Origin of the sequence: Streptomyces sp. NPDC093260, from assembly GCF_040683715.1 — a bacterium.
Classification (GTDB): Bacteria; Actinomycetota; Actinomycetes; order Streptomycetales; family Streptomycetaceae; genus Streptomyces; species Streptomyces sennicomposti.
Window position 1 is genome coordinate 198,250 of sequence record NZ_JBFBEK010000001.1, and the last position, 25,185, is coordinate 223,434.

At 74.1% G+C, this 25,185-nt stretch carries 18 protein-coding genes; 12 read left to right on the forward strand and 6 right to left on the reverse strand.

All coding sequences use genetic code 11. From position 1 onward, the window contains the following. The first annotated feature begins 30 nt into the window (after positions 1 to 30). The 5 genes from AB0N63_RS00720 to AB0N63_RS00740 all read left to right on the forward strand — a co-directional run bounded on the left by AB0N63_RS00720 (position 31) and on the right by AB0N63_RS00740 (position 6,481). Complete coding sequence (locus AB0N63_RS00720) at positions 31 to 678, forward strand: ScbR family autoregulator-binding transcription factor (protein ID WP_365522138.1); 648 nt, start codon at positions 31 to 33, stop codon at positions 676 to 678. 120 nt (positions 679 to 798) lie between these two features. Further along, a complete protein-coding gene (gene cyc2, locus AB0N63_RS00725) occupies positions 799 to 3,090 on the forward strand; it encodes a germacradienol/geosmin synthase Cyc2 (RefSeq protein WP_365522140.1) in 2,292 nt (763 codons plus the stop codon). 47 nt (positions 3,091 to 3,137) lie between these two features. Further along, positions 3,138 to 4,037 (forward strand): PDZ domain-containing protein, encoded by a 900-nt coding sequence (locus tag AB0N63_RS00730; protein ID WP_365522142.1) that lies wholly within the window; start codon positions 3,138 to 3,140, stop codon positions 4,035 to 4,037. Positions 4,038 to 4,359: 322 nt separating this feature from the next. Then, positions 4,360 to 5,487, forward strand: coding sequence for an aminopeptidase P family protein (locus AB0N63_RS00735; RefSeq protein ID WP_365522144.1), 1,128 nt, complete (start codon positions 4,360 to 4,362; stop codon positions 5,485 to 5,487). 46 nt (positions 5,488 to 5,533) lie between these two features. Continuing rightward, positions 5,534 to 6,481, forward strand: a complete 948-nt coding sequence (locus AB0N63_RS00740) for an aminoglycoside phosphotransferase family protein (RefSeq protein WP_365522147.1) — start codon at positions 5,534 to 5,536, stop codon at positions 6,479 to 6,481. A gap of 131 nt (positions 6,482 to 6,612) precedes the next feature. Here AB0N63_RS00740 and treZ read toward each other — a convergent pair whose 3' ends face one another. Next, complete coding sequence (treZ, locus tag AB0N63_RS00745; RefSeq protein WP_365522150.1) at positions 6,613 to 8,367, reverse strand: malto-oligosyltrehalose trehalohydrolase; 1,755 nt, start codon at positions 8,365 to 8,367, stop codon at positions 6,613 to 6,615. Positions 8,368 to 8,619: 252 nt separating this feature from the next. Between treZ and AB0N63_RS00750 the strand changes: the two genes are divergently transcribed. Continuing rightward, positions 8,620 to 9,072 carry an SSI family serine proteinase inhibitor gene (locus tag AB0N63_RS00750; RefSeq protein ID WP_365522152.1) on the forward strand — a complete coding sequence of 151 codons (453 nt, stop codon included), beginning with the start codon at positions 8,620 to 8,622 and terminating at the stop codon, positions 9,070 to 9,072. 85 nt (positions 9,073 to 9,157) lie between these two features. Here AB0N63_RS00750 and AB0N63_RS00755 read toward each other — a convergent pair whose 3' ends face one another. From AB0N63_RS00755 to glgX, 3 genes are all read right to left on the reverse strand, one after another. After that, the gene (locus tag AB0N63_RS00755) at positions 9,158 to 10,408 is read right to left on the reverse strand and encodes a M14 family zinc carboxypeptidase (RefSeq protein ID WP_365522155.1); all 1,251 of its coding nucleotides are present in this window, start codon (positions 10,406 to 10,408) and stop codon (positions 9,158 to 9,160) included. A 95-nt stretch (positions 10,409 to 10,503) separates the two neighbouring features. After that, on the reverse strand, positions 10,504 to 12,870 hold the full coding sequence (gene treY / locus AB0N63_RS00760) for a malto-oligosyltrehalose synthase (RefSeq protein ID WP_365522158.1): 2,367 nt from the start codon (positions 12,868 to 12,870) through the stop codon (positions 10,504 to 10,506). Positions 12,871 to 13,006: 136 nt separating this feature from the next. Then, entirely contained in the window at positions 13,007 to 15,124 is a 2,118-nt protein-coding gene (glgX, locus tag AB0N63_RS00765) for a glycogen debranching protein GlgX (RefSeq protein ID WP_365522161.1), read from the reverse strand. A gap of 309 nt (positions 15,125 to 15,433) precedes the next feature. Here glgX and AB0N63_RS00770 point away from each other — a divergent pair, with 309 nt between their 5' ends. Continuing rightward, positions 15,434 to 16,672: an SAV2148 family HEPN domain-containing protein gene (locus AB0N63_RS00770; protein ID WP_365522164.1), complete on the forward strand. Its 1,239-nt coding sequence runs from the start codon at positions 15,434 to 15,436 to the stop codon at positions 16,670 to 16,672. A gap of 128 nt (positions 16,673 to 16,800) precedes the next feature. Beyond that, entirely contained in the window at positions 16,801 to 17,523 is a 723-nt protein-coding gene (locus tag AB0N63_RS00775) for a 3'-5' exonuclease (protein ID WP_365522167.1), read from the forward strand. Between the two features lie 238 nt (positions 17,524 to 17,761). Here the strand turns inward: AB0N63_RS00775 and AB0N63_RS00780 are convergent, their stop codons facing one another. Then, positions 17,762 to 18,625, reverse strand: coding sequence for an aminoglycoside phosphotransferase family protein (locus AB0N63_RS00780; RefSeq protein ID WP_365522170.1), 864 nt, complete (start codon positions 18,623 to 18,625; stop codon positions 17,762 to 17,764). 99 nt (positions 18,626 to 18,724) lie between these two features. On the opposite strand from AB0N63_RS00780, the gene mgt reads away from it, so the two are divergent. After that, entirely contained in the window at positions 18,725 to 19,969 is a 1,245-nt protein-coding gene (gene mgt / locus AB0N63_RS00785; RefSeq protein WP_365522172.1) for a macrolide-inactivating glycosyltransferase, read from the forward strand. A 177-nt stretch (positions 19,970 to 20,146) separates the two neighbouring features. Here mgt and AB0N63_RS00790 read toward each other — a convergent pair whose 3' ends face one another. Continuing rightward, positions 20,147 to 22,405 (reverse strand): MMPL family transporter, encoded by a 2,259-nt coding sequence (locus tag AB0N63_RS00790; RefSeq protein ID WP_365522175.1) that lies wholly within the window; start codon positions 22,403 to 22,405, stop codon positions 20,147 to 20,149. 255 nt (positions 22,406 to 22,660) lie between these two features. Between AB0N63_RS00790 and AB0N63_RS00795 the strand changes: the two genes are divergently transcribed. The 3 genes from AB0N63_RS00795 to AB0N63_RS00805 all read left to right on the forward strand — a co-directional run bounded on the left by AB0N63_RS00795 (position 22,661) and on the right by AB0N63_RS00805 (position 25,048). After that, positions 22,661 to 23,215 carry a DUF1697 domain-containing protein gene (locus AB0N63_RS00795; RefSeq protein ID WP_365522177.1) on the forward strand — a complete coding sequence of 185 codons (555 nt, stop codon included), beginning with the start codon at positions 22,661 to 22,663 and terminating at the stop codon, positions 23,213 to 23,215. 137 nt (positions 23,216 to 23,352) lie between these two features. Then, positions 23,353 to 24,372 carry a 2-dehydropantoate 2-reductase gene (locus tag AB0N63_RS00800; RefSeq protein ID WP_365522179.1) on the forward strand — a complete coding sequence of 340 codons (1,020 nt, stop codon included), beginning with the start codon at positions 23,353 to 23,355 and terminating at the stop codon, positions 24,370 to 24,372. A gap of 43 nt (positions 24,373 to 24,415) precedes the next feature. Next, positions 24,416 to 25,048 (forward strand): DsbA family protein, encoded by a 633-nt coding sequence (locus AB0N63_RS00805; protein WP_365522182.1) that lies wholly within the window; start codon positions 24,416 to 24,418, stop codon positions 25,046 to 25,048. The last annotated feature ends 137 nt before the right edge of the window (positions 25,049 to 25,185 follow it).

Genomic DNA, 25,185 nt, shown 5'->3' on the forward strand with positions numbered 1-25,185 from the left:
CGTGCGTCATCACCCTGGAGTGCTCTGTCCATGCCGAGGCAGTTACGCGCCGAGCAGACGCGCACGGCCATCATCACCGCGGCCGCCGACCTCTTCGACCGGCGCGGGTACGAACGCACCAGCCTCGGCGACATCGCCGAGCACGCCCGGGTGACCAAGGGTGCCCTGTACTTCCACTTCGCGGCCAAGGAAGACCTCGCCCAGGCCATCATGGAGGCGCAGTCCAGGGCCGCGTGCCAGGCGGTGCGCGAGGTCGACGGGCGCGGCTGCCCCTCGCTGGAAGCCCTGATGCGCATCACCTTCGCGCTCACCCGGCTCTCCGTCGAGAACCCGATCGCCCGCGCCGAACTCCGGCTCGTCACCGGGGGAGTGGCGGTGCGTCCGCCGCTGCGCCACCCCTTCACCGAATGGCTGGAACTGGTCACCCGCAAACTCCTCGGCGCCGTCCGGGAGGCCGACGTCCACCCGGACATCGACGTGCACGCCGCCGCGCACTCCCTCGTCTCCTTCCTCGTCGGCGCCCGGCTCGCCTGCCGGCCCCTGGAGCCGGTGGCGCGGCTGCCGCGCCGGATCACCGAGATGTGGCACCTCGTGATCCGCGGCCTGGTCCCGGTCCCCCGCCGCCCCCGCTATCTCAGCCTCGCCACCCAACTGGCCCGCGAGGCCCGAGCCGTGTGACCCGTCGCACCGCGAACCACCGTCGCCGCAGGGGGGGGCCTTTCGCCGTCGATTCACGCGATGGTGTGATCACCGGGGGGCGGGCGGATGCGGCCGGAGTGTCCCGGGTAGGGCCGGGCCATGACGCAGCAGCCCTTCGAACTCCCGCACTTCTACATGCCGTATCCCGCGCGGCTCAACCCGCACCTCGACGAGGCCCGCGCCCACTCCACGCAGTGGGCGCGCGAGATGGGCATGCTGGAGGGCTCCGGCATCTGGGAGCAGGCCGACCTCGACGCGCACGACTACGGACTGCTGTGCGCCTACACCCACCCCGACTGCGACGGACCCGCGCTCTCCCTCATCACCGACTGGTACGTGTGGGTCTTCTTCTTCGACGACCACTTCCTGGAGACCTTCAAGCGCGGCCAGGACCGTGCCGGCGGCAAGGCCTACCTGGACCGGCTGCCCCTGTTCATGCCGCTGGACCTCGCCGCCCCCGTGCCCGAGCCGCAGAACCCCGTCGAGGCGGGCCTCGCCGACCTCTGGGCGCGCACCGTGCCGTCGATGACCGAGGACTGGCGGCGGCGGTTCGCGCTGGCCACCGAGCACCTGCTGAACGAGTCCATGTGGGAGCTGTCCAACATCAACGAGGGGCGGATCGCCAACCCCGTCGAGTACATCGAGATGCGCCGCAAGGTCGGCGGCGCACCCTGGTCGGCGGGGCTCGTGGAGTACGCGACGGCCGAGGTCCCCGCCGCGGTCGCCGGATCGAGGCCGCTGCGGGTCCTCATGGAGACCTTCTCCGACGCCGTGCACCTGCGCAACGACCTGTTCTCCTACCAGCGCGAGGTGGAGGACGAGGGCGAGAACAGCAACGGCGTCCTCGTCCTGGAGACCTTCTTCGGCTGCACCACCCAGGAGGCCGCCGACGCCGTCAACGACGTCCTGACCTCCCGGCTGCACCAGTTCGAGCACACCGCGCTCACCGAGGTCCCCGCCCTCGCGGCGGAGCACGGCCTCACCCCCGACCAGATGGCGGCGGTCGCCGCGTACACCAAGGGCCTCCAGGACTGGCAGTCCGGCGGACACGAATGGCACCTGCGCTCCAGCAGGTACATGAACAAGGGCGCCCGCCCCGACAACCCCTGGCAGCGCCCCACCGGACCGGGCGCCTCCGCGGCCGACGTGCGCGCGCTGCTCGCGGCGGCCGGCGCCGAACGCCTGCGCGCCTACACCCATGTGCCGTACCAGAAGGTCGGCCCCTCCCGCCTCCCCGACTTCCGCATGCCCTACCCGCTGGCGCTCAGCCCGCACCTGGACCGCGCCCGCGCCACCCTGCTCGACTGGTGCCACCGCATGGGCATCCTGGAGGAAGGCGTGTGGGACGAGGACAAGCTCGCCGCCTACGACCTCGCCCTGTGCTCCGCCGGCCTCGACCCGGACGCCACCCCCGAGGCGCTCGACCTCAGCGCCCAGTGGCTCGCCTTCGGCACCTACGGCGACGACTACTACCCGCTGGTCTACGGCCACCGCCGCGACCTGGCCGCCGCGAAGCTGACCACGGCCCGGCTGTCCGCGTGCATGCCCGTCGACGGCGAGGAGGCGGTCGCGCCCCTCGACGCGATGGAGCGCGCGCTGACCGACCTGTGGGCGCGCACCACCGCCGGGATGACCCCCGACCAGCGCCGCACCCTGAAGCACGCCATCGACTCGATGACCGAGAGCTGGGTGTGGGAGCTGGCCAACCAGATGCAGAACCGGGTGCCCGACCCCGTCGACTACCTGGAGATGCGGCGCGCCACCTTCGGCTCCGACCTCACCCTGAGCCTGTGCCGGATGGGCCACGGCCCGGCGATCCCGCCCGAGGTCTACCGCGCGGGCCCGGTCCGCTCCCTGGAGAACGCGGCCATCGACTACGCCTGCCTGCTCAACGACGTGTTCTCGTACCAGAAGGAGATCGAGTACGAGGGCGAGATCCACAACGCGATCCTCGTCGTGCAGACCTTCTTCGGCATCGACTACCCGGCCGCGCTCGCCGTCGTCCACGACCTGACGACCCAGCGCATGCGCCAGTTCGAGCATGTGGCCGCCCATGAACTGCCCGTCGTCTACGACGACTTCGGGCTGTCGGAGGAGGCCCGTGCGGCGATGGAGGGTTATGTCGCCGATCTGCAGAACTGGATGGCCGGCATCCTGAACTGGCACCGGCAGGTGGACCGTTACAAGGACGAATGGCTGTCCCGCCGCGCCCACGCCTTCCTTCCGGACCGTCCTCCGACGGCCCCGGCCGTGCCGGGCCGCCCTCCGCTGCCGGTCGGTCCGGCCGTGCCGGTTCCGTCGGAGGGGTCGGCGGCGTCGGCTCCGCCGGCCGGCCCGTCGGGGCTCCGCCTGCCCGTCCATCCGCCGGCCCCCGTCCTGCCGGTCGGCTGAACCGTCCCGCGCGATCCGGCGGGCTGAGCCCGGCCGGAGGAGAACCGATGGAACACACCGTGTTGCGCCCGAAGCCCATGCCCGGCCGGGAGCCGGTCGGGGGCGGGGCGCCCACCGCCGACCGGCTCCCGCCCGCCGCCGCGCCCCGGCGCGGCCGTCGTGCGGCGGCCGTCGTGACCGTTCTGCTGGCCGGTCTGCTCCTGCTCCTGGCCGGGATCGGCCTCGGCACGGTGGCCGGGACGGTGATCGGCCTGACCCGCACGGCCGGGCACGGGCCGCCCTGGCCGGTGGCGGTGCCCGGCCCGCCGTCGGCCGGGTCCGGCCCGGCGGGTTCCGGTGCGGCGCGCACGGGCCCGTTCGCTCCCGGCGTCCCGTCGGCGGGACCCGGCCCGGCGGGTACGGGGCCGGTCGCGCCCGGCACCGCGTCGGCCCGGTCCGGCCCCACGGACACGGGCGCGTCGGCGGGCTCCCCGGCCGCCGGAGGCCCGGCCGTCGGCCCGTCCGCGGCCGACTCCACGGCCGGTGACCGGCCGACCGCGGGCTCCACGACCGGTGACCCGCCCGCCGCGGGCTCCACAGTCCCCGACTCCACGACCGCGCACGGCCGAACAGCAGGCGCCCCGGCCACCGGCGCCGCGGCCGTCGGCTCCCCGGCGACGGCGCGCTCCGTGCCGTCGCCCCCGCGGACGGCTCTCGGGATCGAGACGGCGGACGACGCCGGCCCCGGCGCACGGGTGACCGCCGTCCGGACCCCCGGACCCGGCTCCGCGGCGGGGCTGGTCCGCGGGGACGTGCTGCTCGCCTTCGGCGGCGCCCGGGTCGCCTCGGCGGCCGACCTCTCCCGTGCCGTCGCCCGCGCCCGCCCGGGCCACGCGGTGACCGTGGCGGTACGCAGCCGCGACGGCCACCGCCGCCGGCTGACGCTCACCCCCGGCGTCGCCCCCTGACACCCCCGAACGCCGGCGGCCTCCCGCCACCGGACGTCGCCCACGCCCCTCGCCGAGCGCCGCTCCCACTCCCCGGCCGAGTACCCCCACGCCCCTCGCCGAGCGCCGGACGCGCCCCCCGGCCGGGCGACGGCCACGACCACCGCCGCACCCCCGCCCACTACTATGTCCCCCGAAACCACTGGTCGCGTGTCCGTCCGACCGGCCGGGCCGGAAGCTGCCGCGGACGAGTGAGGCCGATCGGCTCGCGCGGCCTCGTGCGTGCGGGCAGGATGCTGCCCGTAGCCCCACAGCGCACGCCCGACCGCACAGGGAGGCCTGGATGACCGGCACCGCGCCCGCGCCCTTCACCGCCGACGACTACCGGGCCCGGATGGACCGCGCGGCCCGGGCCGCCGCCGACGCCGGACTCGCCGGGCTGCTGGTGGCCCCCGGACCGGACATGGTCTGGCTCACCGGCTACGCGCCCACCGCCGTCACCGAACGGCTCACCCTGCTCGTCCTCGCCCCGGGCCAGGACCCCGTCCTCGTCGTGCCCACCCTGGAGGCCCCGGACGCCGAGCAGGCCCCCGGCGCGCCCGCGCTGACCCTGCGCGACTGGACCGACGGCAAGGACCCCTACGCCGTCACCGCCGCCCTCCTCGACCGTGCCGGCCGGTTCGGCATCAGCGACAACGCCTGGGCCATGCACCTGCTCGGCCTCCAGCAGACGCTGCCCGGCACCGCCTACACCTCCCTCACCACCGCGCTGCCCATGCTGCGCGCCGTCAAGGACGCGGCCGAGCTGGAGCTGGTGGCGGCTGCGGCGGCCGCCGCCGACGCGACGTTCGAGGAGATCCGCAAGGTCCCCTTCAGCGGTCGGCGCGAGTCCGAGATCGGCGCCGAACTCGCGGGGCTGCTGCGCCTGTCCGGGCACTCGCAGGTCGACTTCACGATCGTCGGCTCCGGGCCCAACGGCGCCAATCCGCACCACGAGATGGGCGACCGCGTCATCGAGCGCGGTGACATGGTCGTCCTCGACTTCGGCGGTCTCAAGGACGGCTACGGCTCCGACACCACCCGCACCGTCCACGTCGGTGAACCCACCGACGAGGAGCGCCGCGTGCACGACCTCGTGCGCGAGGCCCAGGAGGCCGGCTTTCGCGCCGTACGCCCCGGCGTCGCCTGCCAGGAGATCGACCGGGCCGCCCGCGCCGTCATCGCGGAGGCCGGATACGGCGAGTACTTCATCCACCGCACCGGCCACGGCATCGGCGTCACCACGCACGAGCCGCCCTACATGATCGAGGGGGAGGAGCAGCCCCTCGTGCCCGGCATGTGCTTCTCCGTGGAGCCCGGCGTCTATCTGCCCGGCCGGTTCGGGGTGCGCATCGAGGACATCGTGACCGTCACCGGGGACGGCGGCCGCCGGCTCAACGACACCACCCGCGAGATGGTCCTGGTGGACTGACCGGCCCGGCCGCCCCCACCCGTTACCGACACGACACGGCGCGACGATGACCCAGGCACCGACACCCACCGCGGACACCGTCCGCCGGCTGGTCCGCACCCTCCTCGCCGACGGCGCGGACACCGCCGCAGGCCCCGACGTCCGGCCCGTCGCCGAGGACGGCGGCCCCTGGACCTGGTGGGTCGGCGCCCGCCATGTGCTGCGCCTCGCCCCCGACCGTGACACCGCCCTGCGCCAGCGGCGCGAGCTGCGGCTGCGCGATCTGGCCCGCCCCCATGTGCCGGTGGCGGTGCCGGCGAGCGTCGCGCACGGCGAGTGGGCGCCCGGCCTGACGTACACGCTGGACGGGCGGATCGCCGGCGGTACGGCCGGGCAGCAGGTCTCCGCGCTGGGAGAGGACGATCTGGCCGGGCTGCTCAGCGGGCTGCGCGAGGTGCCCGCCCGGCAGGCCGGGACGCTCGGGGTGCCGCGGACCGCGCCCCGCTCCCTGGAGGCGCTGCGCCGGATGGCCGCGCACGCCGCCGAACAGCTCGGCAAGGCCGACGAGTTCGACCCCACGCGGATGGCCCAGCTCGCCGGTCCGGCCGCGGCGCAGCTCGCCGCCCAGCCGAACACCGCGGTGCTCGTCCACCACGGCCTGACCGCCGACCATCTGGTGGTCGGCGCCGACGGCCGGGTGCGCGGCGTGCTGGGGTGGGGCGAGGCGGTGATCGGCGATCCGGCCGAGGACATCGCCGCCCTGGCGCGTGCCGTCCGGTCCCCGGCCGCCGTGCGCGCCGCCACCCTCGCCGGGTACGGCGCCCGTCCCTGTCTGCGCGGACTGTGGCTGGCCCGCTGCGACACCGTGATCCGCCTCGCCGAACGCCTCGAAGGCCGCGACGACGCCCCGTTGCCGCTGCTGCGGACCGAGCTGCGGCACGCCTGGGAGGCGATCCTGCTGGAGCGGGTGACGGAGTTCCGCGACGAGGCGGACGGCCCGGCCGGGGAGCCGTGACCGGCCCCGGGTGGCCCGGCCGCCCGGCGGGTCGAGGCCCGGACGGCCGGTGTACCAGGGCCCGGCCGCCCGGCGGATCAGGGTCCGGGCGGCCGGTCGTCAAGGCCCTGGCGGCAGGTCGTGAGGCGTCCTCACTCCTGGGCCAGCACCACGCACGACTGGCCCGGCACGTGCAGCACGCCGTCCTCGCCGGGCGCCGTCACCGGCTCCCAGGCCGCCAGTACCCGGACCGGGTGGGTGCCCAGCGGGATCGCGGCCGGTTCCTCGCCCAGGTTGACCGCCACCCGGACGTCCCCGCGCCGGAACGCCAGCCAGCGGCCCTCCTCGTCGAAGGCGACCTTCGTGTCCGCGAGGTCGGGGTCGGTGAGGTCGGGCTGTTCGCGCCGCAGGGCGGTCAGCCGGCGGTACCAGTCCAGCATCCGCGCGTGCGGCTCGCGCTCCGGTTCGCTCCAGTCCAGACAGGAGCGGTTCCGGGTGGCCGGGTCCTGCGGGTCGGGTACGTCCTCCTCGGCCCAGCCGTGCGCCGCGAACTCCCGCCGCCGGCCCCGGCGCACCGCCTCGGCCAGCTCCGGGTCGGTGTGGTCGGTGAAGTACTGCCACGGAGTGCCGGCCGCCCATTCCTCGCCCATGAACAGCATCGGCGTGAACGGCGCCGTCAGCGTCAGCGCCGCCGCGCAGGCCAGCAGCCCGGGGGAGTCAGAGAGCAGGGAGGACAGCCGGTCGCCCTGCGCCCGGTTGCCGACCTGGTCGTGGGTCTGGCTGTAGCCGAGCAGCCGGTGCCCGGCCACCCGGGTCCGGTCCAGCGGCCGCCCGTGCCGCCGCCCCCGGAAGCTGGAGTAGGTGCCGTCGTGGAAGAAGCCGCCGGTCAGCGTCTTGGCGAGGGCCGCCAGCGGGGCGCGGGCGAAGTCGGCGTAGTAGCCCTGGGACTCGCCGGTCAGGGCGGTGTGCAGGGCGTGGTGGAAGTCGTCGTTCCACTGCGCGTGCAGGCCGAGGCCGCTCTCCGCGCGCGCGGTGACCAGCCGGGGGTCGTTGAGGTCGGACTCGGCGATCAGGAACAGCGGCCGGCCCAGGCTCGCGGCGAGCGTGTCCACGGCCGCGGACAGCTCCTCCAGGAAGTGGCACGCGCGCGTGTCCACCAGCGCGTGCACCGCGTCCAGGCGCAGCCCGTCGATGCGGTAGTCGCGCAGCCAGGCCAGCGCGCTGCCGATGAGGAAGTCCCGCACCTCGTCCGAGCCGGGCGCGTCCAGGTTGACGGCCGACCCCCACGGGGTGTGGTGCGTGTCGGTGAAGTACGGGCCGAACAGCGGCAGATAATTACCGGAGGGGCCGAGGTGGTTGTGGACCACGTCCAGTACCACGCCCAGGCCCAGTTCGTGCGCCCGGTCCACGAACCGCTTCAGCCCCTCCGGGCCGCCGTAGGGCTCGTGCACCGCCCACAGCGAGACGCCGTCGTAACCCCAGCCGTTCGTGCCGGGGAAGGGGCACACGGGCATCAACTCGACGTGCGTGACGCCCAGTCCGACCAGGTGCTCCAGGCGGGCGGCGGCCGCGTCGAAGGTGCCCTCGGGCGTGTACGTGCCCACGTGCAGCTCGTAGAGCACCGCGCCCGGCAGTGCGCGCCCGGCCCACTCGCCGGTGCGCCACGCGTGGCGGGCGTGGTCGACGACGGCGCTCAGCCCGTCCGGGCCGTCCGGCTGCCGCCGCGACCGCGGGTCGGGCAGCACCCGCCCGCCGTCCAGCGCGAACCCGTAGCGCGAGCCGTCGCGCGCCGCGGCCTCGCCGGTCCACCAGCCCGCGCGTTCCGGATCGCGCTCCAACGCGCGTGTGACGTCGTCGCACTGGAGCGTGACGTGATCGGCCTGCGGTGCCCACACCTCGAACTGCACGGACGGTTCCCCTTCGTCTGCTCACCGTGATGTAGCCCGTCCATGGTGCGCCAAACGAGATCAATCCGCTTCCGCATCCGCCCTTTTGCGGCGGGTGTCGCCGGTTCCGCCCCACCGTGGTCGCTTCCCGTTCATTCCGGGCACACCGGCCGGCCGCCCGGGAAGCGGGAACTGACCGGGCGTCACGCGCGTGCGCTCCCGTTCGAGTGACCGGGGCTGGGGAGCGCGGGCCGTCGTGCCGATACCCCGGGCATGAACCACTTCACCAGGACGACGGCCCTGCTGCGGCGCGGCGCGACCACGGCGGCGGCCGTCCTGCTCGCGGCCCTCCCCGTCCAGGCCGCCCACGCCGCCCAGGACTCGCACCCGCGCCCCCGGCACTCCGCCGACCAGAGCGACTGGCTCTACGTCACGGTCAGCCATGGCGACGACGCCCGCACCGGCGACAGCCGGGGCGCCCTGCTGCGCTGCGAGCCGCCCCAGGGCCACCCGCACGCCGCCGCGGCCTGCGACCAGCTCCGCTCGGCGCACGGCGACATCCGCGTCATCCCGCACAAGGAGGTGTTCTGCTCGATGATCTACGCCCCCGTGACCGTCCAGGCGCGCGGCCAGTGGCAGGGGCGCGCGGTCGACTACACGGAGACCTTCCCCAACGCGTGCGTGATGAAGGCCCGTACGGGAGACGTGTTCGCCCTGGATCAGTGACCTCTCGAACCGGTGTCCGGACGCGAAGGAGCGTCCGGACACCGGCCGGAGAAGAGGACCTCCGGGCAAGCGGAGGATCGTTTCATCAGATCATCAGCTCCCGAGCGTGGTGGGCTGCCGCCAGGACCGTACGGCTCTGGTGCTCGACCTGGTGGTCCAGGGGCACCCAGCGAGCCCGGAACCGGGCCGCGAACGCCGCGCTCCACGCCGCCACCAGGCGTTCCAGCTCGGGCACGGCGGGGTCGCCGGCCACCCGCAGCACCCGCAGCAGCATCGCCGCCGCCCTCAGCGGCAGCCGGCGGCCGAACGCGTCCACGCTGCCCACGTACGACATCGTCGTCTCGGCGGGCGGGACGCGCACCCAGTCCGCGGCCAGGCCCGGCACCAGACCGAGTCCCCAGCGCGCCGCCCGCAGCAGTGGTCCCTCGGGGCCGTCCAGCCGGGGCACCGCCTCGGCGAGCACCGCCTCCACCCGCCCCGCGTCCCGCAGCAGCCGGTCCGCCAGCCGCCGCTGCGCCCCGGCCGGGTCCGGGTGCGGGACCGGGTCGTCGACCAGATCGCTCGCCCACATCGGCACCTCCACCACCGCGGTCATCCCGCCATGCCGGTGCGCCTCGTACCAGGTGCTGTGCCGGGCGTCGTCCGGCAGGCTCGGATACGCCGGATCCGTGCCCGGCGCGGGCATCACCCGGACCCCGGGACCGGAGACGGGCCAGCCCGCCGCGTCGCAGGCGCCCGTCTCCACCGGGATGTGCAGCTCGGCGGCCGACTTGCGGAACGGTTCGGCGAGGCCGGGCACGTCCCGGGTCAGCTGCACCCAGCTGCCGCCCAGTTCGGTGCCGTGCAGCGACACCTGGAGGTAGGGCCGCAGCGCGGCCACGACGGAGGTCAGCGCGCGCGTCTCCGGCGGCAGCAGCTCGGGCGGCAGCACGGAGGGCGACCACTCCGGCTGCTCGGGACCGGCGGGCCGGAAGAAGCCGAGGTGGTAGTCGTACAGGCTGCGCGGGGCCGGCGTCACGTGCAGGCTCGCCCCGTCCGGGTCGGCGCACAGCAGGAAGTGCCAGGAGACCCCGGACCGCAGCCGGGGGTCGTCCACCACCCGGCGCACCAGCGAGAGCAGGGTGGCGCCACCGGTGGGCTCGTTGGCGTGGGCGCCGGCGACCACCAGCACGGCCCGCCGGGCGTGCCCGACGGACAGCAGGTGCAGCGGCCTGCCCGCGCGGGACGCGCCGACCTCCTCCAGGCCGCACAGACGCGGGCGGTGCGCGGCCAGTTCCCGAACCGCCGTCACCAGTTCGGGAACGCTGGGGTAGCGCGGTTCCGGCAGCAGACTCACCCCCGTACTCGTCCGCCAGGCTTCGCAATCGCAGTACCCCACGGACGCGGACGGCTGTCAAGAACGCCCAGCCGCCCGCCGCCTGCCCGGGCCGGTCACTCGGTCCCGGCCGGCTCCGCCACGCGCTCCAGCAGTGCCACCGGCAGCCGTTCGAACAACTCCGCCACGCGTGCGTGCCCCTCGAACTCACGTTCCGGCGCCAGCGTGTCGGCCCACCGGCCCGGCGGCAGCGCCAGCCGCGTCCCGCGCCAGCCGCCCGCCTCGGCCAGCCGCAGCGACAGCCGGGTCACGGCCGTCAGCACCTGCCCGGACCGCGTGAACGCCAGGCAGTGCTCCGCCGCAGGCCCCTCGGCCGCCAGCGGCTCGTACGTCGCCTTGTCGCCGAAGACCTCAGGGCGGCGCGCCCGCAGCCGCAGCGCCGCCGCCGTCACCGCGCCCTTCTCGCCCGGGTCGGGCGGCGGGAAGTGCGCGGGGCGGCGGTTGTCCGGGTCCACCAGGGCCCGGTACTCGGCCTCCGTGCCCTGGTAGACGTCGGGCACGCCCGGCATCGTCAGGTGCACCAGCGCGGTGGCGAGGACGTTGGCCCGGATGTGCGGCTCCAGCTGCCGGCGGAAGGCGGCCACCGGCTCGCCCGCAGCCCCGCACGGCCCCTCGGCGACGAACCGCGCGACCGCCTCCTCGTACGAGGGCTCCTGCTCCGTCCAGCTCGTGTACAGGCCCGCCTCGCGGACGTGCTTGAGCAGCGCCTCCCGCACCCGCCCCGCGTCCGCCGGGCCGAGCCCGAACACCGTCTGCCAGGCCGCCCACGCCAGCTGCGCGTCCGGCGCCTCGGCCCCCGCGCCGGACACCCCGGCCAGCAGCTCCGCCCACTGCCGCGGGCACTCGGTCAGCACCGCCAGGGCCGCCCGTACGTCCGCGCTGCGCTTGGTGTCGTGCGTGGAGACCACGGTCCCGGTAGCCGGCCAGTCGCGCTGCACGCGGGCGCAGTACGCGTGGAAGTCCTCCGGACCCACCGCCGGGCGTCCGGGCTCGCCGCCGACCTCGTTCGCCGACAGCAGCGGCACATAGCGGTAGTAGGCGGTGTCCTCGACGGACTTGGCGCGCAGCGCGGAGGCGGTCTGGGCGAACCGGGTGCGGAACTCGACGGCGTCCGGTCCGGTGCCCGCGCGGCCCAGCACCAGATCGCGCACCACGTCCACCGCCTCGCCCTCCTCGGGCACCGCGAAGGCCCGCTTGGCCTCGGCCGCGGCCTCCTCGGTGACCACGGCGGAGGCGTCCACGGAGGCGTAGGGCCGGTACACCCGGAGGCGGACCAGCAGTTCGCGCAGCGCGGTGCGCAGCGCCCAGGGCGCGCGGTCGCGCAGCGCCGGATCGGGGGAGCCGGCGCACACCCGGTGCGCGGCGCGGGTCAGCCGGTCCGCCTCGGCGGCCAGCTCGTGCGTGATCACCTCGTACGCCGCCTGTCGTGCCGTCGCCGCCCAGTCGCCACCGCGGTCGGTCTGCGGGGCGGCGAAGCGGCGGTAGGCGGCGCGGAGTGCGGAGCTCCCCTCCGGGTCGGCGAACAGGCCGTCCACGTGGCGCAGGGCGTCGTAGCCGGTCGTGCCGGCCACCGGCCAGGCGGCGGGCAGGTGCTCGCCGTCGGAGAGGATCTTCTCCAGGACGGTCCACCGGCCGCCGGTCGCCGTGTGCAGCCGGTCCAGATAGGCGTCGGGGTCGGCGAGGCCGTCGGGATGGTCCACGCGCAGGCCGTCCACCACGCCCTCGCCGAGCAGCTGGAGGATCTTGGCGTGGGTCGCCTCGAACACCTCCGGGTCCTCCACCCGCACCCCGATCAGCTCCGAGATGCTGAAGAACCGCCGGTAGTTCAGCTCCGTGCGGGCCAGCCGCCACCACGCCAGCCGGTACCACTGCGCGTCCAGCAGCTCGGGCAGCGGCAGCCTCTCCGTGCCGGCGCGCAGCGGGAAGACGTGGTCGTAGTAGCGCAGGACGTCGCCGTCCACACGCAGCTCGCCGGTCACCTTGCCGACCGGACCGCCGAGCACCGGCAGCAGCACCTTGCCGCCCTGCGCCTCCCAGTCGATGTCGAACCAGCGCGCGTACGGCGAGGCGGGTCCCTCCCGCAGCACCTCCCACAGGGCGCGGTTGTGCCGGGGCGCCACCGCCATGTGGTTGGGCACGATGTCCACGACCAGACCGAGCCCGTGCCCGCGCGCCGTGCGGGACAGCGCCCGCAGCCCCTCCTCGCCGCCGAGTTCGGCGCGCACGCGCGCGTGGTCGACGACGTCGTAGCCGTGGAGGGAGCCGGGGACGGCCTCCAGGACGGGGGAGAGGTGCAGATGCGAGACGCCGAGCGAGGCCAGGTACGGCACGGCCGCCTCGGCGGCGGCGAACGGGAACTCGGGCTGGAGCTGGAGCCGGTAGGTGGCCGTGGGCACGACGGGTACGGTGCGCTCGGGTGTCATGCAGAGCTACGTACCCGCCCGGCCGCCTTTCGTGCCGCCCGCCGGTCAGGTGCTCGTCTCCCCACCCGGGCGGCCGAGCGGCTCACCCGGACGGGGGACGACAGGCAATCACCCGAACGGGTGAGCTTGGGGTGGGTCAGGCCGGCCGCTGGAGCACGGTCATGCTGCGGTCCTCAAGGGTTAGCCGGTCGCCTGCGCGCACCTTGCGCCCGCTGTCGGCGGCCAGCGGCCGGTCCCGTGCGGTGTCCACCACCACCTGCCACTGGCGGCCGTGGTCCACCGGCACCACGAAGTCGAGCGACTTGGGCGCGGCGTTGAACATCAGCAGGAACGAGTCGTCGGTGATCCGCTCACCGCGCTGGCCCGGCTCCGAGATGGCGTTGCCGTTGAGGAACACCGTCAGCGCAGAGGCGCGCGCCGAGTCCCAGTCCCGCTGCGCCATCTCCTTGCCCTCCGGGGTGAACCACGCGATGTCGGACAGGTCGTCGTGGGTCCCCTCCACGGGGCGGCCGTGGAAGAAGCGGCGCCGGCGGAAGACCGGGTGGTCCCGGCGCAGGGCGGCCATCGCCCGGACGAACTCCAGCAGCTCCTCGTCCCCGCCCTCGCCCTCCGGCCAGCGCACCCAGGACAGCTCGTTGTCCTGGCAGTAGGCGTTGTTGTTGCCCCGCTGGGTGCGGGCGAACTCGTCGCCGTGGCTGATCATGGGCACGCCCTGGGAGAGCATCAGCGTCGCGACGAAGTTGCGCATCTGCCGCGCCCGCAGCCGCAGCACGCCCTCGTCGTCGGTGTCGCCCTCCACGCCGCAGTTCCAGGACCGGTTGTGGCTCTCGCCGTCGCGGTTGTCCTCGCCGTTGGCCTCGTTGTGCTTGTCGTTGTAGGACACCAGGTCGTGCAGGGTGAAGCCGTCGTGGCAGGTGACGAAGTTGATCGAGGCCAGCGGGCGGCGGCCGTCGTCCTGGTAGAGGTCGGAGGAGCCGGTCAGCCGGGAGGCGAACTCCGCCAGCGCCCGCGGCTCGCCCCGCCACAGGTCCCGCACCGTGTCGCGGTACTTGCCGTTCCACTCGGTCCACAGCGGCGGGAAGTTGCCCACCTGGTAGCCGCCCTCGCCCACGTCCCACGGCTCGGCGATCAGCTTCACCTGGGAGACCACCGGGTCCTGCTGCACCAGGTCGAAGAACGACGACAGCCGGTCCACCTCGTGGAACTGCCGGGCGAGCGTGGCCGCCAGGTCGAAGCGGAACCCGTCCACGTGCATCTCGGTGACCCAGTAGCGCAGCGAGTCCATGATCAGCTGGAGCACGTGCGGGGACCGCATGAGCAGCGAGTTCCCGGTGCCCGTGGTGTCCATGTAGTAGCGCGGATCGTCCGTGAGCCGGTAGTACTGCGGGTTGTCGATGCCCTTGAAGGACAGCGTCGGGCCCAGGTGGTTGCCCTCGGCGGTGTGGTTGTAGACCACGTCGAGGATGACCTCGATCCCGGCCTCGTGCAGCGCCCGCACCGCCGACTTGAACTCCAGTACCTGCTGGCCGCGGTCGCCCCAGGAGGCGTACGCGTTGTGCGGGGCGAAGAAGCCGATGGTGTTGTAGCCCCAGTAGTTCGACAGGCCCATGTCGACCAGCCGGTGGTCGTTCACGAACTGGTGTACGGGCATCAGCTCCAGCGCCGTCACGCCCAGTTCGGTCAGGTGCTCGATGATCGCCGGATGCGCCAGGGCGGCGTAGGTGCCGCGCAGTTCCTCGGGCAGCCCCGGGTGGCGCATGGTGAGGCCCTTGACGTGCGCCTCGTAGATCACCGTCTCGTGGTAGCCGCGGCGCGGGCGCCGGTCGTCGCCCCAGTCGAAGTACGGGTTCACCACGACCGACGTCATGGTGTGCGGCGCCGAGTCCAGGTCGTTGCGCCGCTCCGGGTCGTCGAAGTGGTAGCCGTACACCTCCTCTCCCCAGTCGATCGCCCCGCTGATCGCACGCGCGTACGGGTCGAGCAGCAGCTTCGCGGAGTTGCAGCGCAGTCCGCGCTCCGGGGCGTACGGGCCGTGCACCCGGAACCCGTACCGCTGTCCCGGCATGACTCCCGGGACGTACGCGTGCCGGACGAACGCGTCGCTCTCCCGCAGTTCCACCGCCGTCTCCGAGCCGTCGTCGTGCAGCAGACACAGCTCTACTCGGTCCGCGGCCTCCGTGAAGACCGCGAAGTTGGTGCCGGCGCCGTCGTACGTGGCGCCGAGTGGATACGCCTCTCCAGGCCAGACCTGCATGGACACGACTCTTTCAGGTGTGCGGCGCCGGGGTGGCGCCCTGACCCCGAGTGTCCCCGAAAGTGAGGGCGCCACCTATGACTTCTGCGGGTGCGTCGCCCGGGGCGGCGCTCCTTCCTGCCCGGGACGGTGCCCGTCAACGCTATGAATAACCTCACTCCACCCCCGCGGACGGACCGGAACGGACGGAAAGCGTGGGGAAGTTGAGAAAGGAGCTGCCCATCCGGCTGCACCGCGGACCGCTCCCGGAGTACCCTTCCTTGATCGTTGGGACGGGGAGGCTCCGGGGGAGCGGAAGGCGGTGCACGGGTGGGCTCGGGAGGCCTGGAGCTGCCCCCTGGTGACGAGGGTCACGAGGGGAACTCCGCAGACGTCCCGCCCGGTGCGGTGTCCCTGGCCCGGCCGATGGACGCCGGCGCCATCGGCCCCGAGCTGGACTGGGACGCCGACGTCTGGCGCGAGGTGCGCACCCGCGCCCAGCGGGCCGGCCGGGCCTACATCTGGCTGAACCTGGTCGAACAGCGGCTGCGCGCCGTCGTCGCCGCCGTGCTGCGGCCCGTGTACGAACCCGTCCACGGCGAGGACTGGGTGGTCGCCGCCGCAGGCCCGGCCGGCCAGGAGTGGGCCCAGCGCGCGGTCGCGGTGCGCGAGGTCAGCCGCCGCAAGGGCTATCTGCTCGACCCGGCCGACGACAACGTCATCAGCTTCCTCACCCTGCCCCAGCTGCGCGAGCTGATGGTGCAGCACTGGCCCTGCTTCGAGCCCTACCTGGACGACCGCCGCGACGTCGAACTCGCCCTGGACGAGCTGGAGGTCACGCGCAACGTCGTCTCCCGCAACCGGGCCCTGTCCGAGGCGGTGCTCGCCCAGGCCGAACGCGCCTCCGCGCGCCTGCTGGAGATCCTCGGCGCCGGCGGCGACGTCCCCTCCGCCCGGCGGCTGCCGGTGGACGCGGTGGAGGACCTGATCGGCGACCGGTACGCCGACGTGGTCGCCGTCCACCCGGACCGGGTGCGGCTGCTGCGCCAGTTCCCGGCCGAGGACATCTTCGGCGGCGCCCGCCGTCTGGACGCCATCGGCATCGGCCTCAACCTGCTCGTGCAGAACTTCTCCGGCCGCCGCCTGGTGCGGCTGGCCGAGTCCGGCTGCCGGGTGCGGCTGCTGTTCCTGAACCCCGCCTCCAGCGCGGTCAAGCGGCGCGAGCGCGAACTCGGGCTCAAGCGCGGCGAGCTGAGCCGCTCGGTGGAGATGAACATCCTGCACATGCGCCGGGTGCGGGCCCGGTTGCGCGACCCGGGCGCCTTCGAGATCCAGGTCTACGACGAGACGCCGCGCGTCTCCGCCTACCTGGTGGACGGCGACGGCTCCGACGGCATCGCGGTCACCCAGTCCTATCTGCGGCGCAGCCGGGGCATGGAGGCGCCGGTGTTCGTCCTGCGCAACGGCAGCCGGGTGGTCAAGTCGGGCGAGGTGGGCGAGGGCGGCCTCTTCGCCGCCTACCGTGAGGAGTTCGAGACGATGTGGGTCGATTCGCGCCCGGTGTCCTGAATCATCCGTCGGTCCTGGCTTGTGAGGGTACGGGCGGGGCGGTAAGCGGAACGCGGTCCTCTGATTGTCAGTGGCCCGTGCGAAGGTGAGAGCAACTGGGGGAGAGCACCACGAGAAGGGGGGCCGCCATGGGCTGGCACCAGGAGCTGCTGATCGGCTTCGACCTGGAGACGACGGGGACGGATCCGCGGGCGGCGCGCATCGTCACGGCAGCCGTGATCGAGGTCCGGGACGGAGAGCCGGCCGGGCACCGGGAATGGCTGGCCGACCCGGGCGTGCCCATACCGCCGGACGCGGTCGCCGTACACGGCATCAGCACCGAGCGGGCCGCCGCCGAGGGGCAGCCCGCCGACCGGGTCGCCGACGCCGTCGCCGAGGCTCTGACCGGCTACTGGCGGGCGGGGGTGCCGGTCGTGGCGTACAACGCCGCCTTCGACCTGACCCTGCTCTCCGCCGAACTGCTGCGGTACGGGCTGCCGTCGCTCGCCGACCGCCTCGGCGGCGCGGAGCCGGGTCCGGTCGTGGACCCGTACACCATCGACCGCTGGGCCGATCGTTACCGGCGCGGCAAGCGCACCCTGGAGGCGGTGTGCACGGAGTACGGCGTCGTGCTCGGCGCCGCCCACGACGCATCGGCCGACGCCCTCGCCGCGGCCCGCCTGGCCCGCGCGATAGCCGTCCGGCACGCCAAGGTGGCCGCCCTCGGCCCGGCGGAACTGCACCGCTCCCAGATCCAGTGGCACGCCAGCTGGGCGGCGGACCTCCAGACCTTCCTGCGCGGCAAGGGCGACCCGACGGCGGTGGTCGACGGGGCGTGGCCCCTGCGGGAACTGACGGAGGCGCGGGTCTAGGGTCTTTCGTGTGGACCAGGCCGGATCAGGGAGCGGGGTCTGGTGACGGGGGCGCCTCCCACGCCGTTCAGGGGCCGCGTCCCCGGTACGGCACGCCGGGGCGGCCCGACGGGGGCGAGCCGGGCCGCGGGCGGTGCGTCTGCCGGGGCGACGCCGGCGGCGGCGTGGGGCCGAGCCGCCCCCGGCGACGTCCGTCCGCGGGGCGGACGAGTGGGTACGGCGTCGTCGGCGTTCGCGGTCAGAACGGGTACCAGCGGACCGATTCGTCGCCCTCGCGCAGGGACGCCACCCGGCGTTCGAACTCGGTCAGGGCCTTGGGGTTCGCCGGTGCGTGCTGGGCGACCCAGGCGCAGCTCGCCGTCTCCCGGGCGCCGCGCAGCACCGAGCAGCCCGCCCACTCCCGCACGTCCCAGCCGTACGCCGCGGTGAAGGCGTCGTACGTCTCGGCGGGCAGTCCGTAGCGGTCCCGGGACAGGGTCATCACCACCAGGTCGTGCTCGCGCAGATCGGCGGAGAAGGTCTCCAGGTCCACCAGGACCGGGCCGTCCGGTCCGATGTGCACGTTGCGCGGCAGCGCGTCGCCGTGGATCGGTCCGGGCGGCAGGTGCGGGACGAGGGCGGCGGCCGCCGCCGCGAACCCGTCGCGCCGCTCGCGCAGATACGCCGCGTCCGCCGGATCGATCGCGTCGCCCGCGAGCCGCAGCCAGCGCTCCACCCCGCCGAGCAGTTCGCGCGGCGGCAGCGCGAAGCCGGGGGCGGGCAGCGCGTGCACGGCGCGCAGCAGCTCGGCGAGGTCGCGGGGTTCGGCGGGGCGCACCGGGTCGGGCAGCCGGTGCCACACGGTCACCGGGTGCCCCTCGACGAGCAGCGCCTCGTCCTCCGCGGCGCGCACCGCCGGGATCCCGGCGTCGGCCAGCCACCGCGCGATCCGCAGCTCACGCCGCGCGCGGTCCAGCAGTTCGGCGTCCCGGCCCACCTTGACGACGAGATCCCCGGCGGCGAAGACCGCGTTCTCGCCGAGCGCGAGCAGTCGCGCCCCGTCCGCCGCCCCGGCCACCACGTTCGCCGCCGCCAGCACGCCCCGCGCCCGTGCCTCGTCCATCGTCCGCCTCCCTGTCCGTCGTCGTCCGGCGGTGGCTGTCGTCCTGTGCCGCCGGACGGTCAGTGTCGCATCCGCACTGGTGGGAGGCGTGCGCGGTTAATGCATTGTACGAGACGTCTCGTCTCGCCTAGAGTCTCGGGCATGACCAGTCGCGCTCATATCGCCATGTTCTCCATCGCCGCCCACGGCCACGTGAACCCCAGCCTGGAGGTGATCCGCGAACTCGTCGCCCGGGGCCACCGGGTGACCTACGCGATCCCCCCGCTGTTCGCGGAGAAGGTCGCCGAGACCGGCGCGGAGGTCAAGCCCTGGCACTCCACGCTGCCCACGCCCGACGACGACCCGTCCGCCTGGGGGACGACGCTCCTGGACAACGTCGAGCCGTTCCTGAACGACGCGATCCAGGCCCTGCCCCAGCTGATCGACCTCTACGACGGCGACGAACCGGACCTCGTCCTGCATGACATCACCTCCTACCCGGCCCGCGTCCTCGCCCACCGCTGGGGTGTGCCCGCCGTCTCCCTCTCGCCCAACCTGGTCGCCTGGGAGGGGTACGAGGAGGAGGTCGCCGAACCGATGTGGGCCGAGCCCAAGAAGACCGAACGGGGCCGCGCCTACTACGCCCGCTTCGAGTCCTGGCTGCGCGAGAACGGGGTCACCCTGCACCCCGACGACTTCGCCGGCCGTCCCGACCGCTCGCTGGTCCTGATCCCCAAGGTCCTCCAGCCGAACGCCGACCGGGTGGACGAGCGCGTGTACTCCTTCGTCGGCGCCTGCCAGGGCGACCGCCTCGCGCAGGGCGCCTGGGAGCGGCCCGCCGACGCGGAGAAGGTGGTGCTCGTCTCACTCGGCTCGGCCTTCACCCGGCAGCCCGCCTTCTACCGGGAGTGCGTCAAGGCCTTCGGCGAGCTGCCCGGCTGGCACACGGTGCTCCAGATCGGCAAGCAGGTGGACCCGGCCGAACTGGGCGAGGTGCCGGACAGCGTCGAAGTGCGCACATGGGTACCGCAGTTGTCGATCCTGCGCCAGGCCGACCTGTTCGTCACCCACGCCGGGGCCGGCGGCAGTCAGGAGGGGCTGGCCACCGGTACGCCGATGATCGCCGTACCGCAGGCCGTCGACCAGTTCGGCAACGCCGACGTGCTCCAGGGCCTCGGCGTCGCCCGGCACCTGCCCACGGAGGAGGCGACCGCCGAGGCGCTGCGAGCGGCCGCCCTCGCCCTGGTCGACGACCCGGAGGTGGCCCGCCGGCTCAAGGAGATCCAGGCCGGCATGGCCGAGGAGGGCGGCACCCGGCGGGCGGCCGACCTGATCGAGGCCGAACTGCCCACGCACCGTCGCTGAACCGGCGGCGCGGCGCGGCACCGTTCGACCGGCGGTGCGCGACGGCATCGTGCACAGCACAGCACGGCACCGTGCAAAAGGGCGGGACCCGCCGGCTCGTACGCAGCCGGCGGGTCCCGCCTTTCCGCGTCCGGGATCAGTACCCCGGTCCGTGCTCCGGATCCGGAGTACGGAGGCTCACACCCCCAGCCGCTCACCCTCCCGCGGCGCGGGCCGCACGGGCGGTGCGGCCGCCGGCTCCGAAGACTCGTCGTGCGTGAGGTCGGGCAGCCGGTGCAGCCACTTGGGCAGGTACCAGTTGCGCTCGCCCAGCAGCGACATCACCGCCGGCAGCAGTACCCCGCGGATGACCGTGGCGTCGATGAGCACCGCCGCCGCGAGGCCGACGCCCATCTGCTTCATCGACTGCATGGACAGCGTCCCGAAGATCGCGAACACGGCGACCATGATGACCGCGGCGCTGGTGACGACGCCCGCCGTGGTGACCACCCCGTGCTGGATGGCGTCCTTGGTGCTGCGGCCGCGCATCCGTGCCTCGCGGATGCGGGACACCACGAACACGTGGTAGTCCATCGACAGCCCGAACAGGATCACGAAGAGGAACAGCGGCAGCCAGGTGACGATCGCGCCGACGCCCTCCGCGCCCACCAGCGAGGCGCCCCAGCCGTGCTGGAACACGGCGACGAGGATGCCGTAGGCCGCGCCCACCGACAGCAGGTTGAGCAGGATCGAGGTGATCGCGACCGTCAGCGAGCGGAAGGACAGCAGCATCAGCAGGAAGGCGAAGACCACCACGAACGCGAAGACCGGGAGGACCGAGCCGAGGAGCTGGTCGTTGAAGTCGACCGAGCCGGCGACCTGGCCGGTGACGGGCGCCTGGACACCGTCGACCTTGCCGAGCGTGGCGGGCCGCACCTCGTCGCGCAGCTTCTTCAGGCTCTCGCCGGCCCGGTCGAAGTCGGAGCCGCCGACCAGCGGGACGGAGACGAAGGCGATGTTCCTGTCCTCGTACAGCTTGACGTCCACCGGACCCTGCGACGCGCCCGAGGAGACGGCCCGCTCCTGGAACGCGGCCAGCGCCGAGCGCACCTCGGGAGCCTTGATGTCCTTGGCGCTGACGATCACCTGGGCCGGTTCGGAGCCGCCGGGGAAGGCGTCGTTGACGCGGTTGTAGGTCTGCACGATGGGCAGCGAGTCGCCGAACTCCTGGTCCAGCGTGAGCTGCGAGGTCTTCATGCCGAGCGCCGGAGCGGCGACCGCCAGCAGCGCCCCGACCGCCACGACCACGCCGACCACCGGCCGGGCCAGCACCCGCCGCAGCACCGCGGTCCAGAACCGGCTGCCCTGGTCGCCCGCGGTGGTGCGCCGACGCCTGAGGAAGGGCAGCCGCCCCTTCTCGACCCGCTCGCCCAGCAGCGACAGCAGCGCCGGCAGCACGGTCACCGACCCCACCATGGCGACCGCCACCACGATCAGCGAGGCCAGGCCCATCGCCTCGAACTCGGCGATCCCGGTGAAGAGCATGCCCGCCATCGCCACGCACACGGTGACGCCGGAGACGACGATCGCCCGGCCGCTGGTCGCGGCGGCGATGCGCAGAGCGGTGGCCGCGTCCCGCCCGGCGGCCCGCTCCTCGCGCTCGCGGCGCAGGTAGAACAGGCAGTAGTCGACGCCGACGGCCATGCCGACCAGCAGCATCACGGAGTTGGCCGTGTCGCTCATCGGCTGGAGATGGCTGACGATGCCCATCAGACCCATCGTCGCCATGATCGCCGTGATGGCCAGCGCCACCGGCAGCAGCGCGGCCACCAGCGCGCCGAATGCGATCAGCAGGATCCCGAGTGCCACCGGCACGGCGGAGTACTCGGCCTGCTGGAAGTCGTCCCCGAAGGCGTCGGCGTACTGCTTCTGCATGCTCGCGCCGCCGATCTCCTCGATCCGCAGCGACGTGTGCTCCTTCTGGACGCCCTCGACGGCCTTCAGCACCGGCTCGATCCGATCGCCGGCGGTCTCCGCGTCCCCGCGCACGTCGAACTGCACCAGCGCGCTGCGGCCGTCCTTCGACACGGTCTTCGTGTCGTACGGCGACTTCACGTCCGTGACCCGGCCGGTGGCGCCGACGGCCTTCACCACGTCGGCGACGGCGGCCCGGAAGGCGGCGTCACCGGCCCGCACGGAGCCGTCCCGGCTCTGCACGAGGACGGTCTCGCTCGCCGGTTCCCTGATCCCCGCGTCCTCGATGATCTTCGCGGCGGTGTGCGTCTCGCCGCTGAGCTGGTCGCTCTCCTTGACGTCGACCCGGCCCGCGGCCGAGCCGAGTCCCATCGCCAGCACGACGAACAGCACCCAGACACCGACCGCCGCCCACCGGTGCCGGGCGCTCCAGCCGCCGGCCCGCGCGGCGACGCCCCGCACCCCTGATCCTCGGTTCCCCATGACGGGCTTGCCCCCTCCAGGCCCGGTCACCAGGCCCCTGCGCGGCGCCGGCCCCCTGCCGCCGCCTTCCGCAACGACGCTACGGTCCGCGCGCGGACCGCTCGTCGTGCTGCCCGGTGAACCGAGGCCGGCGCCCCTCCTCCGTTCGTACGCCCGCCCCTCCGCACTGGGGAGGACAGCGGCCCCTTACACCTACCCCCGCTTCTCGGGGGCGGTGATCAGGGTGACCGGCCCAGGCCGCTCTACGCTGGGCGGATGACGACGTACGCGGCGCTGCTGCGCGGGATCAACGTGGGCGGCAACAAGAAGGTTCCGATGGCCGAACTGCGCGCCCTGCTGGAGGAGTCGGGGCTTGGCGCTGTGCGCACCTACCTCCAGAGCGGCCAGGCCGTCTTCACCAGCGAGCACGGCGACGAGGAGGCGCTGGCGGCGGAACTGACGGCCGCGATCGAGCGGCGGTTCGGCTTCCCGGCCGGGGTGATCGTGCGCGGCCACGACTATCTCCGGGCGGTCGCCGAGGCCTGCCCGTTCCCGGCCGCCGACCTCCAGCCCAAGCAGCTGCACGTCACCTACTTCTCCGTCCCCGTCGACGCGGCCCGTTTCGCCGGGATCGACCAACCGGCCTTCCTGCCCGAGGAGTTCCGCCTCGGCGACCGCGTCCTCTACCTGTACGCCCCCGACGGCCTCGGCCGCTCCAAACTCGCCGAGCAGCTCTCCCGGCCCCGCCTGACCAAAGACCTGACCGCCACCAGCCGCAACTGGAACACCGTCCTCAGACTCGTGGAGATGACGGCCCCCGCACAGCCCTGAGCCGTCCGGCTCGCGCACGGCCGAGCCGTCCGCCGGCATCGCCCGAGCCACCCGCCGGCGCGCCCCTGAGCCGCTCCCCGGGGCACCCCTGCCGGGCCGGGACCGCACCCGGACCGGCGCCGTGGGAGGCTTCCCGCATGCGCTACGTCATCATCGGAGCAGGAGCGGTCGGCGGGGCCGTCGGAGGCCGGCTGGCCCAGAGCGGACGCGAGGTGGTGCTGGTCGCGCGCGGTGCCCACCTCGCCGCGCTGCGCGGCGGCGGACTGCGCCTCAAGGTGCCCGAGGGGGAGCTGACGCACCGGCTGCCCGCCGTGTCCGGGCCGGACGAACTCGGCGTGCTGCGCGCCGACGACGTCCTGGTCCTGGCGGTCAAGACGCAGGACGCCGAGGCGGCGCTCGCGGCCTGGGGCCCGGCCCCGGTCGAGGGCGGCCGCACCGCCGCCGAGCGGCTGCCGCTGCTGTGCGCGCAGAACGGCGTGGAGGGCCAGCGGATCGCGCTGCGCCGCTTCCGGCACGTGTACGGCGTCTGCGTGTGGCTGCCCTCCGCCCACGTCGAACCCGGCGTCGTCTCGGCCGCCGGCGCCCCGCTCACCGGCATGCTGCACCTCGGCCGCTACCCGCACGGCACCGACGGGGTCCTGCGTGACATCGCCGCCGACCTGGAGGCCGCGCACTTCGAGGCGCCCGTCGTGCCGGACGTGACCCGCTGGCAGTACGCGAAGCTCCTCGGCAACCTCGCCAACGCCGTCGAGGCCCTGACCGGCCCCCTCACCGGCGAGGCGGCGCGGAACCTGTACGAGAGGGTGCGCGCCGAGGGCGAACGCGTGCTCACCGCCGCCCGCATCCCGTACGCGAGCGCCGCCGAGCTGCGCGAGAAGCGCGGCGACAAGGTCACCCTGGTGCCCCTGGACGGGGCGGGGCGTGGCGGCGGCTCCTCCTGGCAGTCCCTCACCCGCGGGACCGGCACCATCGAGGCCGACCACCTCAACGGCGAGATCGTCCTCCTGGGACGGCTGCACGGCGTCCCCACCCCGCTGAACGAACTGCTCCAGCGCCTGGCCAACGCCTATGCCCGCGAACACCGGCCGGCCGGGTCCCTCCCGGTGGCCGAACTGGTCCGGCTCGCGGACCAGGCGGAGCAGGAAAAGAACGGCTGATTGGGCCGGGACCCGCCGCCGGGACCCCACTAGCGTCCACGGCATGAGCGACCCCGTACCCGAGACCGCGGCCGCGGCCCGCGTCGACTTCTTCTTCGACCCCGCCTGCCCCTTCGCCTGGATCACCTCCCGCTGGCTGCTGGAGGTCGAGCGCGAACGCCCACTCGACCTTCGCTTCCACGTCATGAGCCTGTACCTGCACAACATCGGCAGTGAACTGCCGGACTGGTACCGGGACCTGGTCGACAAGTCGATCGGTCCGGTGCGCGTCGCCACGGCCGCCGCCGAACTGCTCGGCGAAGGGGTGTTGCGGGACCTGTACACCGCCTTCGGCACCCGGATCCACGAGGGGGGCGAGAAGGACCTCGACGCGGTCGTCGCCGGGTCCCTGGCCGAACTCGGCCTGCCCGCCGAACTCGCCGCCGCCGCCCACGATCCCGCCCAGGACGACGCCGTACGCCGCGGCCACGAGGCCGGCGCCGAACCGGAGTCGGGCGGCTACGTCGGAACGCCCACGCTCCACGTCGACGGCGCCGTGTGGTTCGGCCCGGTGCTGCGCGCCATTCCGCGCGGCGCGGAGGCCGCCCGGCTCTTCGACGCCTTCCGGGTCCTGGCCGGACACCCGGACCTCTTCGAGCTGAAGCGCACCCGCACGGGCTCCCTGTGCTTCGACTGACCCGGCGCGCGCCTCGTCCGTCACGCTCCGTGAGGCAGTGACACCTGAGCGCCGCCCGGCGCTGAACGAAGTGAACCGAGGACCGGCCCAGCCCACCGGGCGCGGGCCGACGCGCCCGTGGGCCGGCGCCACGGGGG